This is a genomic window from Streptococcus sp. 1F3 (assembly GCF_054968985.1).
On the sequence record NZ_JBUEQR010000032.1, the window covers coordinates 23,840 to 36,269 of the forward strand.

General features: G+C 43.4%; 12 protein-coding genes. All 12 read right to left on the reverse strand.

Annotated features, from left to right (window positions below; translation table 11 throughout):
• Positions 1–325: 325 nt before the first annotated feature.
• Positions 326–559: a preprotein translocase subunit SecG gene (gene secG, locus ACVPON_RS02540; RefSeq protein WP_462875877.1), complete on the reverse strand. Its 234-nt coding sequence runs from the start codon at positions 557–559 to the stop codon at positions 326–328.
• A gap of 45 nt (positions 560–604) precedes the next feature.
• Entirely contained in the window at positions 605–754 is a 150-nt protein-coding gene (gene rpmG / locus ACVPON_RS02545) for a 50S ribosomal protein L33 (RefSeq protein ID WP_462875879.1), read from the reverse strand.
• Positions 754–1,878, reverse strand: a complete 1,125-nt coding sequence (locus ACVPON_RS02550; RefSeq protein ID WP_462875899.1) for a multidrug efflux MFS transporter — start codon at positions 1,876–1,878, stop codon at positions 754–756. The genes rpmG and ACVPON_RS02550 overlap by 1 nt, the downstream gene beginning before the upstream one ends.
• Positions 1,879–1,960: 82 nt before the next feature.
• Positions 1,961–2,557, reverse strand: coding sequence for a dephospho-CoA kinase (coaE, locus tag ACVPON_RS02555; protein WP_462875881.1), 597 nt, complete (start codon positions 2,555–2,557; stop codon positions 1,961–1,963).
• Positions 2,554–3,378: a DNA-formamidopyrimidine glycosylase gene (gene mutM / locus ACVPON_RS02560; protein WP_462875883.1), complete on the reverse strand. Its 825-nt coding sequence runs from the start codon at positions 3,376–3,378 to the stop codon at positions 2,554–2,556. Before mutM ends, coaE begins: the two co-directional genes overlap by 4 nt.
• Positions 3,379–3,629: 251 nt before the next feature.
• Positions 3,630–4,064 (reverse strand): GNAT family N-acetyltransferase, encoded by a 435-nt coding sequence (locus tag ACVPON_RS02565; RefSeq protein WP_462875885.1) that lies wholly within the window; start codon positions 4,062–4,064, stop codon positions 3,630–3,632.
• Positions 4,065–4,426: 362 nt separating this feature from the next.
• Entirely contained in the window at positions 4,427–5,326 is a 900-nt protein-coding gene (gene era / locus ACVPON_RS02570; protein ID WP_462875887.1) for a GTPase Era, read from the reverse strand.
• Positions 5,327–5,335: 9 nt separating this feature from the next.
• The gene (gene dagK, locus ACVPON_RS02575) at positions 5,336–5,737 is read right to left on the reverse strand and encodes a diacylglycerol kinase (protein ID WP_462875889.1); all 402 of its coding nucleotides are present in this window, start codon (positions 5,735–5,737) and stop codon (positions 5,336–5,338) included.
• Positions 5,718–6,215: an rRNA maturation RNase YbeY gene (gene ybeY, locus ACVPON_RS02580; protein WP_462875891.1), complete on the reverse strand. Its 498-nt coding sequence runs from the start codon at positions 6,213–6,215 to the stop codon at positions 5,718–5,720. Before ybeY ends, dagK begins: the two co-directional genes overlap by 20 nt.
• Positions 6,216–6,365: 150 nt before the next feature.
• Positions 6,366–7,076 (reverse strand): HAD family hydrolase, encoded by a 711-nt coding sequence (locus ACVPON_RS02585; protein WP_462875893.1) that lies wholly within the window; start codon positions 7,074–7,076, stop codon positions 6,366–6,368.
• A gap of 295 nt (positions 7,077–7,371) precedes the next feature.
• Positions 7,372–8,775, reverse strand: a complete 1,404-nt coding sequence (locus tag ACVPON_RS02590) for a glycoside hydrolase family 1 protein (RefSeq protein WP_462875895.1) — start codon at positions 8,773–8,775, stop codon at positions 7,372–7,374.
• Positions 8,776–9,208: 433 nt separating this feature from the next.
• The coding region (locus ACVPON_RS02595) for a putative Ig domain-containing protein (RefSeq protein WP_462875897.1) at positions 9,209–12,430 on the reverse strand (3,222 nt) is incomplete at its 5' end.

Here is a 12,430-nt window from a genome sequence, read left to right on the forward strand (position 1 = left end):
CCAGTGGAGGTTTTCAGCCTATCCCTAAAAGGATTTGCAGTGTAATCGGCTAAAGCCAAAACAGCTGCCTATCTTTTTTCCGATGCTATTCCGCTATAATCGACCAAAGCCAAAATACCTACCTTTGCCCATCAAAAACGTAAACCATGATACTATTTTCAGTCCTATGTCTTACGACTGTTCCAAATGACAGCTACCAAGCCTGAATACGGCAAAAGGAGATAAGCCTACTCTTTTATCTTTACTTCAATTAAAATGGATACTTCTAGCCCTATTACTACTTCTTGTCTGATAAAAAAGAGACCAAGAACAAGTCCCAGTCTTTTTACTTACTTGAAATAATCACCAATGCCAACGCAACCAACATCCAGCAAAAGACGAGAACGGCTGTCAGACGTTGCATAACAGCTTCAAAGCCACGCGCTTTTGTTCGCTCAAAGAGAGCTCCTGAGCTAGCATCAAATACGTTACTAGATTGATTTTTAGCTGGTTGCATAAAGACTGCGATAATAATAATAGCAGATAAAATTAAAAGAATGGTCAATAAAGCGTTATACATATTTTTTCTCTTTCTTTAGGAACTCTCCACAGTATACCACAAAAGTTATTTTGTTTCAAGATGTAGCCTTACTTTTCTCTCCTTTGGACAATATTTTAAGACTTCAATCTTCTGTGGATGCGTTTTGCTATTCTTACTCGTCAAATAATTTTTACTGCCACATGCTGAACACTGTAAATTGATTTTTACTCTCACTAAATTTCCCTTACTTTCAAGTAATTTCTAAAGCTAAAGAGCGACCAGATGAGGTTGACCATAACGAGGCTACAAGTCACATAGAAAACCCAGCTATAACCTAGATAGATCGCAACTCCAGATCCTAACATTGGACCTAAGACAGACCCCATATACATAAAGGTTTGATTAAATGAAAAAATCCGTGAAATCCCCTCTTTTGGAGTTAATTTGGCGAGTAAGGAATTGACGGAAGGCAGAAGCGCTCCTGTACCAAAGCCATATAAAAAGCGGAAAATGCCTAATTGCAAAGGTGTTGAAGCATGGGCATTGAGCCAATTCATCACAAAACTGTACAACAAAGCTAGAAGTAACAACCGGTGATTGCCAATCTTATCTCCTAATTTCCCAAGCTGCGGGGAACTAATCATGGAGGAAATCCCCATGACCGAGATAATCACCCCTGATATAAATAAGAGATTTTCTACCTGCCCCAAATACCGAATATAGAGGGTCAAGATAGGGACTACCGACTGGGCAGCCATTTGAATGATCATACTGGTTACAAATAAACTAAGGACAACCTGCTTGTCTTTAATCCGATGAAAAACTTCTCCCAAGTTCATCTCCTGACCGGCCTTAATCGGTATGAAGTCTTCTTTGATATAGAGATAGGTCACAATGGTCACAAGCAGGAGTAAGATGCCCACGATTAGAAAGACCAGCCGCATACCAACAACTTCTGCTAAAAAGCCTCCTAGCATGGGACCAATCAAGGTTCCAGCGACCAAACCTGTCGACAAGGTTCCAAGAGCATAGCCTGTTTTTCCTTTGGGAACTTGGCTAGCAATCAAGGCAGTAGAGTTCGGTACATAGCCTGCAAATACTCCTGTCATGATGCGTAAGACAATCAACCAAAAGACATTCTGTACAAAGACCAGCCCTCCCATGCTGAGGATCATAGCCGAGCTAGCTCGAACCATCATGGTCTTTCGTCCGTAGCGATCTGCAAGGCTTCCCCAAATAGGGGACATGATGGCAGATGCCAAGGCTGTTGTGGAAACGGCTAAGCCTGCATAAAATTCTACCTGATTTTTTGGTGTCCCTAACTCCTCAACAAACACTGAGATAAAGGGCATGACCATTGAAAAACTAGCCCCTGTCAAAAAATTTCCTACCCAAGCAATTTTTAAATTTTTCTTCCAAACATCTGAACTTAAAATAAAATCATCTTCTTTCTATACGCTGTAAAAGCTGATCAACTTGTGCATAAGTTGCAAGTCTTTGACCGCCATTATCAATCTGATAAGGGGTCCGCTTTTTCTTTTCTTCAAGAGGCATTTGCGCATCTATTCGCTGCTGGGCCACCTCTTGATCTAATTGATTGCGCTCCATTAGTCGCTCCAACTGTAAGCCAGGAGCAAGCACAAGGAGCCATACTTCAGAAACGACCTCCTCATAGCCCAACTCAAAGAGCAAGGGAATATCCATGAAGATCACCTCTTCATGCTCCGCTAAACGGTCACGCTCTGCCAACAAGGTCTGTCGAATGATTTGATCCTGTAATTGCGTAAGGCGTGTCCGCACTTCTTTTTTCTCAAAAACCAAGCGCCCTAATTGCTCACGATCTAGTTCTCCGTCCTTAGCCAAGATGGTCGTTCCAAATTCTTCCACTAAAACTTGATACAGTTTCCCTCCCCTTTGCTGCAATTGATGAACGATTTGATCGGCATCAATTACTTGGTAACCAAGTTTTCGTAGATAGGTTGTCACCGTTGATTTTCCCGAAGCAATACCACCTGTTATCCCAATTACCTGCGTCATGATAGCACCTGACATTGGGGACAAATATGGGTTCCACGACCAGACAACTGAAATTTCACAATCTCCGTCTGGCAATGCGGGCAAGCCTGTCCTCCTTTTCCATAAACCTGTAGATAATCCTGCATGCTACCGTCCATACCAAGTGCATTCTTATAGGTCCGAATGGTCGAGCCTCCCTTTTCAATCCCCAGCTGTAAAACCTCAATAATGGCCTGGTGCAAGATTCTGCTTTCCTTGGCTGAAAGATCTTGTCCCTTTCTTTCAGGATGAATCTTTGCTCGAAACAAGACTTCATCCACATAGATATTACCGAGTCCTACAACCAAGGTCTGACTTAACAAGGCAGCCTTAATCGGCTTTTTTGACTTAGCAAGTTGCGCTTTAAAGCGCTCATAGACAAAGTCTTCTTCTGTCGGCTCTGGCCCCAATTTTTTAGAAAGGAAGTAAGTCTCTACTTGCTCCTTTCCTAACAGATCCATTGTGCCAAATTTTCGTACATCTTGATAAACCAAGTGGCTACCGTCTGTAAAAGTAAAAAAAGCATGAAAATGCTTGTTCTCCGGCACTTGTTCTGGGAAATAATGATACTTACCCTCCATGCGTAAGTGGGAAACTAGGACAAAATCTGTCAAATGAAGCAGGAGATATTTTCCACGACGCCCGACACTACAAATTTCTTGTCCACCTAGAGATCCACACAACAAATCTGCTCCAGTCAAGACCATACGTGGATAGCCAATCTCTACTTTTTGGATCCTTTTTCCAACAACTAGCTTTTCTAATCCCTTTCGGACCGTTTCAACCTCTGGTAATTCTGGCATATTATAAGATACCAAGCCCGTCACACACAAAGCAAAAATAGGAAACTTTTGAAGAAGTTTACTTCCAGAAAAGTTTATCTTTTTTGCACCGTGTTTAGGGCGGGTTCGATTCAAACAATCAAACCCTATCCTTTCTCATTTTTTCCAATAGTCGGAGGCAAATTCAAAGCAACTTCAGACTGCCTTTCTTTTGTATCAAGCCCTCCTTAAAACATACAGTCAAAATAGGGGGAAGACTTAAAGCTCAACTTCTACTCCAGATCCAAGATATAATGTACGTTTCTAGCAACTTCACGAAAACCCATTTTAGTATGAAATGCTTGACTAGGGATATTCTCCAAAGTACAATCTGAAGCTAGTTGACAGCACCCCTGCTCTCTAGCCCACGATTTAGCAAATGCCACTAATTCCTGAGCAATCCCTTGCTGTCTAGCCTCTTCTGCAACTGCCACTCCTTCTATGTAAGCAATGGGGAGACTAGAGCACCCCTCAACATATTCTTTACGGATAGACAGACTTATCCAAGCTAAGGCTTTACCCTCATTCCAATAGAGAAATTCATACGGAAATTGCTGAGCCAAAAAGGCTGCTTGCAAACGCTCCCTATCACTAGACCAGACCTGACTAGCGAAGCTGAGCCAAATTGCTATCTCATCTCCTTTTACCAAGGCGATTTTCTTAGCCATTTCCTTATCCTTTCTTACTCAACCAATCAATCGGTTTGCTCCGAGTTTCCCTTTTATAGTCATTTCGTCTATATTTAGAATTGAAGACGGGTTAAAAAGGTCCACTGGACGCTTCCTCGCTTTGTGTTGACAGGCTCGGGTTAAAAAGGTCCACTGGACGCTTCCTCGCTTTGTGTTGACAGGCTCGGGTTAAAAAGGTCCACTGGACGCTTCCTCGCTTTTGTGTTGACAGGCTCGGGTTAAAAAGGTCCACTGGACGCTTCCTCGCTTTTGTGTTGACAGGCTCGGGTTAAAAAGGTCCACTGGACGCTTCCTCGCTTTTGTGTTGACAGGCTCGGGTTAAAAAGGTCCACTGGACCTTTTTAATACTCTTTCTGATTATAGCCAAAGTCCGCCAAGTCTAGCTTCTTATCTCGCCAGTTTTTCTTGACCTTGACCCAGGTTTCTAAAAAGACCTTATCTCCTAACATTAACTCAATGTCACGGCGAGCCATTGAGCCAATCTTTTTGAGCATCGTGCCACCTTTTCCAATGACGATTCCTTTTTGGCTATCACGCTCAACCATAATCGTCGCCCGAATATGAACTTTATCCGTCTCTTCGTCTCGCTTCATGCTCTCGATCACAACGGCTACTGAATGCGGAATCTCCTCACGGGTCAAGTGCAGAACCTTCTCCCGAATCATCTCAGACACCAAAAAACGCTCTGGGTGGTCTGTAATCTGGTCTGCTGGAAAATATTGAAAACCTTCATCTAAGTTTTCCTTCAAGATGTCCATCAGACGGTTGACATTATTTCCTTGGGTCGCAGAAATTGGAACAATTTCCTTGAAGTCCATTTGCTTACGAAAATCATCTATCTGCTCTAAGAGTTGATCTGGATGCACCTTATCAATCTTATTGACTACCAAAATCACAGGAACCTTAGCCGATTTAAGGCGTTCAATAATCATATCGTCCCCCTTACCTCTTGGCTCATCAGCAGGGACCATAAAGAGAACCGTATCCACCTCTCGTAGGGTACTATAGGCAGACTCTACCATAAAATCTCCCAAGGCTGTCTTGGGTTTATGAATTCCAGGCGTATCAATAAAGACAATCTGCTCTGTCTCAGTCGTATAAATTCCCATGATTTTATTGCGCGTTGTCTGCGCCTTATCACTCATAATGGCAATTTTTTGCCCCATAACATAGTTGAGAAAAGTGGATTTCCCCACATTTGGACGCCCTAAAATGGCTACAAATCCTGATTTAAATACCATACCTACCTCTTAAAAAATCAAATGCCAAATTTTTGGCACAAAAATAATCAGCCCTGTTAGAAGGGCAAAACCTGATACAAATAATACTGCTCCTGCTGCCATATCCTTGGCATTTTTTGCCAACATAGAGAAGTGGTAACCTGATGCCAAATCGACGACATTTTCAATTGCAGAGTTCACGATTTCAAAAGCGATGACCAAGCTGATACTCAAGAGCAAAAAGAGCCACTCTATCATCGAAACTTGAAAAATAATTCCCGCTATCACGACTAGAATCGCTGATACGAGATGTTTGCGCATATTGCGCTCTTCCTTGAACGCTGTCAGTAGACCTGTCAACGCAAATTCAAGGCTGGTTACTAGGTCCCTATTTTTCCATTTCTTTTGTGAATTATTCTCGTGTAAGTCCATAAGCCGTCAGTATCTCTTCTTGTAAACCAAACATTTCTGCTTCTTCTTCGGGTGTATAGTGATCATACCCATTGATATGCAGAAAACCGTGTACAGCCAAAAAGCCCATTTCACGTTCAAAACTATGACCGTACTCTTCTGCCTGCTCATATGCCTTATCAATGGAAATATACAATTCGCCAATATAGGCATCGAAATCCTCCAACAGCTCGCCCAAGTCGGGATTCTCCAGCAGATCTTCCTCATCAAAGACAAGCCCTGTTTCTGGCTTATATTCTAAGCTCACCACATCTGTTGGGCGATCGATTCCACGGTATTCTAGGTTTACCTCATGCACACGCGCATTGTCAACAAAGGTTACAGCCATTTCCTTTTGCTCTTTACCAATCTTTTGAGCTGCAAACTCCAGCAAGCCTCGAATCTGCTCTTGCATCTCCTCTGGTACTTGCCTTGTTTCATCAACCATTTCAATATACATGTTTCACCACATCACATCTTTCTTCCTCTATTATATCACAAAGTAGGGATAAAGGAAAAAAGTGCTCGCCTATTACTAAAAAGAAGCAGTTCAGCCATCTAAACTAGCACCCTTTCTTTAAAAAAGACGGCTACATTTAGCCCAGAACAATCAAGCTTTACGACTAGCTAAGGTCTCGATTACACCGAACAAATCATCTCTTTGTTCCACCACCGCATCTGCTTGGTAGGGACTATCTGGAGTATTTCGCTTCCGGTGATTGAGCCAAATAATTTTCCAACCTGCTCCTTTTGCACCTACAACATCATTTTCAAAGGAATCACCGACATAGCATATCTCCTCTGGTAAAAGCTGCAATCGCTCTGCCAACAAATCAAAAATCGCCTTTGAGGGCTTGGTTATCCCTACCTGCCCAGAAATGATCGTTACATATTCTGAAATCCAGTCACTCATGTTCAAAGACTGTAACTTGCGCAACTGGTGCAGATGGGGACCATTGGTGATAATGCCCATCCGAATTCTATTCTTGCGGCAATAGTCAAAAATAGCTGGAAACTCTGGGCTAAGTACAAGGTTGCCTTGGTTTTTTTGATATTCTTTCTGAATCATAAGAGCCTCCTCATCTGAAACAGAATAGCCAAAGTCTGCCAGTGCCTGTTTCATGCGATAGATATGGCTCGCCTCAAGGGTCATTTCCCCTATTGTTGCAGCCTCAAATACCTCATCCGCATGGAGCCGAAAGGCGATATACAAGGCTTCCATTTGCTCATCTTGGACTGGAAGATAAGCCTGAACAGCCCGCTTAAAAGGCTCTTCTTGATCATACAAGGTGTCGTCCAAATCAAAAATCAATGCTCTCATACCTCTATTCTAGCAAAATTTGGGATTTATTGCTGAAATAAAGCTATCTGACTATGGTAGCTTATACAGAATAGCTTTTGATAAATAGGCATTCTACTTGAATCCTGATCTTGCTCTTAACCACGATTCCCCCTTAGTAAAAGGAAGATGATAAAAGTTGAAATAGTCGACAGCTATTTCAAACGGGAGCTATGAAACGTGTTTCTTTTTCAATGATTGAATCCGCCCGTCACTTTGGCGAAGGATGGTCTTGATGTTCATGATGAACACCGAAAAAGACTAGGAAAAACCTAGCCTATCTCTCAAAACCATTATTTGTGCTGAGCTCTTTAAACCAATAGCCTGATTTTTTGATGATTCGCTCCTGAGTTTCCAGATTCAACTCAATCAAGCCGTATCGATTTTTATAGGCATTAAGCCAAGACCAACAATCAATAAAGGTCCATAACATGTATCCCTTACAATTCGCACCGGCTTCTATCGCCTTGTGGAGTTCTACCAAGTGATTGGAGATAAAGTCAATCCGATAATCATCTTGAATTACCCCATTCTCACGGAAGCGCCCCTCTCCTTCGACTCCCATGCCATTTTCGGTCATGATCCACTCAATGTTACCGTAGTGTTCCTTTAAATTCATACCGATGTCATAAATTCCTTTTTCATAGATTTCCCAACCACGGTGTGGATTGATTTTCTTTCCAGGCATATCATAAGACTCATAATAATAATGAGGGGTCAGAGGTTCATCTACACTTGGTGGATTGCTTCTTGCTTGCACTCGCAAGGGTTGATAATAGTTGACACCCAAAAAATCAACTGTATTTTCCTTGATAATCTGCAACTCCTCCTTGCTTGCTGGAGGCAGGATATCGTGCTGCTTCAGAATTTCTACCAATTCAGATGGATAAGTACCAAGAACAGATGGATCAAGGAAGCTCTTAGTTTGGAACAATTCCGCAATCCGAGCAGCATGTAGATCCTCTTGACTATCGCTACGTGGATAGGCAGGAGTCAAGTTCAAAACAATACAAATCTGATGGTCTGAATGCAGTTCATGGCAGGCTTTGACAGCTAAAGAGCTAGCCAATTGTGTGTGGTATGCCACCAAGGCAGCTGCCTTCGCATCGACAATTCCCGGCAAATGAAACTCACCCAAATAGCCGCATTCAACAGGAACGATGGGCTCATTAAAGGTAATCCATGTATCTACAATGTCCCCAAACAATTCAAAACAAATCCTTGCATAGCGCTCATATGCGTAAACCGTCTCCTTATTTTCCCAGCCACCACGCTCTTGCAAGGCATAAGGTAAATCAAAATGATAGAGATTAACAATCAACCGAATTCCCTCATCCACAATACCTTGAAAAACCTGACGGTAGAACTCCACTGCCTGTTCATTCACCGGACCTATCCCATCTGCAAGCAAGCGCGACCACTGAATCGAGGTCCGAAAGACCCTATGTCCTGTTTCTTTTAGAAGCTGAATATCTTCTCTGTAATGCTGATAGAAAGTAGAGGTTTGGTCAGGACCTACCTGATCAAAAAAGCGTTCCGGTTCATTTTGATACCAAACATCCCAATTACTGTTGCTCTTACCGTCTCCTACAACGCTCCCCTCACTCTGGGGACCAGATGTTGAACTGCCCCATAAAAAACCTTCTGGAAAGTGATAAACTATTTTTGATATATCTGACATAACCTCTCCTTATCCCTCTTTTTATTCTAGTATAATCCTTCTGGAGCATCTTGTAACTATCTTCAAAAAAGATATTTTTCTACATTCTTAAGGACAGCTCTAATACTCTGCAAAAAATCAAAATCTAGCTAGGCGACAAAAGCGCAGACAGACCTAATTTCAGCAATACCAGAAATTGAAAAAGTTCCAAAGTCAAAACTTTGGAACTTTTCCCTGTTTTATATAGCAGCTTATATTACGATAACACTATTACAAGTGAATTTCCAATCTTCCCCTAAATGAATGGCGGACAGAACAAGTTCTAGAACCATTCATCGTTTTAAAACTTGCTCTCATTAGATTTATCAAGTGAAAAGCTACTATGTCCGTCCTTATTATCGTATAGTATGGAACAGCAGAATGGCTCATCTAGCTACATACTCAATAGAACTGGTTATTCTTCCTCTTTTTTGCCCTTACTAAGAGCTAGAAGTCCCACCAAACCAAGAGCTGCAAGACCATACGCTCCCAAATCAGAAGTTTCTGTCCCTGTTTTTGGAAGTACTGCTTTCGATGCTGATGCAACAGGAGCAACAGCTGGTTTACTGTTTGGATCCTTGGAGTCTGTACCTGCTGTCTTTTCTTGGTCATCTGTGTAGCCGTCATTGTCATCATCTGGATCGGTCACGTCTGGATCTTTATCACCATCTGTATCGCGTTGCACTTGGAGAGTGATAACTTTTTCGGCAACTGGATTGCCGTTTTCGTCCTTGACCACTACCTTAACAGGGAAGTCGCGTTCTTCATCTGTACCCCAGTCTGTAACAGTCGGGGTACCAGTGATAGTACCGGTGGCTGGATCATAGGTGAGACCCGTTGGAAGACCAGTGACCTCTACTGTACCATTGTTTGGAATATTGCTTACTGGGACAGTGATTGGGGCAATCGGTTGGTTTTCTACAACAGTCTTATCACCAATATCTCCGACAGTCGCAGTTGGTTTACTATTTGGATCCTTAGAATCTGTACCTGCTGTCTTTTCTTGGTCATCTGTGTAACCATCATTGTCATCATCTGGGTCCGTCACATCTGGCACTTTATCGCCATCTGTATCGCGTTGAACTTTGAGATTGACAACTTTTTCGGCAACTGGATTCCCTGCTTCGTCCTTGATCACTACCTTAACAGGGAAGTCGCGTTCTTCATCTGTACCCCAGTCTGTAACAGTTGGGGTACCAGTGATAGTACCGGTGGCTGGATCATAGGTGAGACCCGTTGGAAGACCAGTGACCTCTACTGTACCATTGTTTGGAATATTGCTTACTGGGACAGTGATTGGGGCAATCGGTTGGTTTTCTACAACCGTCTTATCACCAATATCTCCAACAGTCGCAGTTGGTTTACTATTTGGATCCTTAGAATCTGTACCTGCTGTCTTTTCTTGGTCATCTGTGTAGCCATCATTGTCATCATCTGGATCCGTTACATCTGGCACTTTATCGCCATCTGTATCGCGTTGCACTTGGAGATTGACAACTTTTTCGGCAACTGGATTGCCGTTTTCGTCCTTGATCACTACCTTAACAGGGAAGTCGCGTTCTTCCTCATCTGTGCCCCAGTCTGTAACAGTCGGGGTACCCGTGATAGTTCCGGTAGCTGGATCATAGGTCAAGCCATCTGGTAAGCCACTCACTTCTACTGTTCCATTATTTGGAACATTGCTTACTGGGACAGTGATTGGGGCAATCGGTTGGTTTTCTACAACCGTCTTATCACCAATATCTCCAACAGTCGCAGTTGGTTTACTATTTGGATCCTTAGAATCTGTACCTGCTGTCTTTTCTTGGTCATCTGTGTAGCCATCATTGTCATCATCTGGATCGGTCACATCTGGGTCTTTATCGCCATCTGTATCCCGTTGAACCTTGATGGTCACTGGTTTCTCGGCAACTGGATTCCCATTTTCGTCCTTGACAACCACTTTAGCAGGGAAGTCGCGTTCTTCCTCATCCTTGCCCCAATCTTCAACAGTTGGGGTACCAGTGATAGTGCCAGTTGCTGGATCATAGGTGAGACCGGTTGGGAGACCTGTTACTTCGACTGTTCCATTAGCTGGTTTATTTTCTACTGGGACAGTAATTGGCTCGATTGGTTGGTTTTCTACAACAGTCTTATCTTCAAGATTGCCGACTGCTGGGGGGGATGGTTTACTGTTTGGATCCTTAGAATCTGTACCTGCTGTCTTTTCTTGGTCATCTGTGTAACCATCATTGTCATCATCTGGATCCGTTACATCTGGCACTTTATCGCCATCTGTATCCCGTTGAACTTTGAGATTGACAACTTTTTCGGCAACTGGATTGCCAGCTTCGTCCTTGACAACCACTTTAGCAGGGAAGTCGCGTTCTTCTTCATCCTTGCCCCAATCATCAACAGTTGGGGTACCAGTGATAGTACCTGTTGCTGGATCATAGGTGAGACCGGTTGGGAGACCTGTTACTTCGACTGTTCCATTAGCTGGTTTGTTTTCTACTGGGACAGTAATTGGCTCGATTGGTTGGTTTTCTACAACAGTCTTATCTTCAAGATTGCCGACTGCTGGGGTTGCTGGTTTACTGTTTGGATCCTTAGAATCCGTACCAGCTGTCTTTTCTTGGTCATCTGTGTAGCCGTCATTGTCATCATCTGGATCCGTTACATCTGGGTCTTTATCGCCATCTGTGTCCCGTTGAACCTTGATGGTCACTGGTTTCTCGGCAACTGGATTGCCAGCTTCGTCCTTGACAACCACTTTAGCAGGGAAGTCGCGTTCTTCTTCATCCTTGCCCCAATCATCAACAGTCGGGGTACCAGTGATGGTGCCTGTTGCTGGATCATAGGTGAGGCCGGTTGGGAGACCCGTTACTTCGACTGTTCCATTAGCTGGTTTGTTTTCTACTGGGACAGCGATTGGCTCGATTGGTTGGTTTTCTACAACAGTCTTATCTTCAAGATTGCCGACTGCTGGGGTTGCTGGTTTACTGTTTGGATCCTTAGAATCCGTACCTGCTGCCTTTTCTTGGTCATCTGGGTAGCCATCATTGTCATCATCTGGATCGGTCACATCTGGGTCTTTATCGCCATCTGTGTCCCGTTGAACCTTGATGGTCACTGGTTTCTCGGCAACTGGATTCCCATTTTCGTCCTTGACAACCACCTTGGCAGGGAAGTCGCGTTCTTCTTCATCCTTGCCCCAATCTTCAACAGTTGGGGTACCAGTGATAGTGCCAGTTGCTGGATCATAGGTGAGACCGGTTGGGAGACCCGTTACTTCGACTGTTCCATTAGCTGGTTTGTTTTCTACTGGGACAGTAATTGGCTCGATTGGTTGGTTTTCTACAACAGTCTTATCTTCAAGATTGCCGACTGCTGGGGTTGCTGGTTTACTGTTTGGATCTTTAGAATCCGTACCTGCTGTCTTTTCTTGGTCATCTGTGTAGCCGTCATTGTCATCATCTGGATCGGTCACATCTGGGTCTTTATCGCCATCTGTATCCCGTTGAACCTTGATGGTCACTGGTTTCTCGGCAACTGGATTGCCAGCTTCGTCCTTGACAACCACTTTAGCAGGGAAGTCGCGTTCTTCTTCATCCTTGCCCCAATCATCAACAGTCGGGGTACCAGTAATAGTACCAGT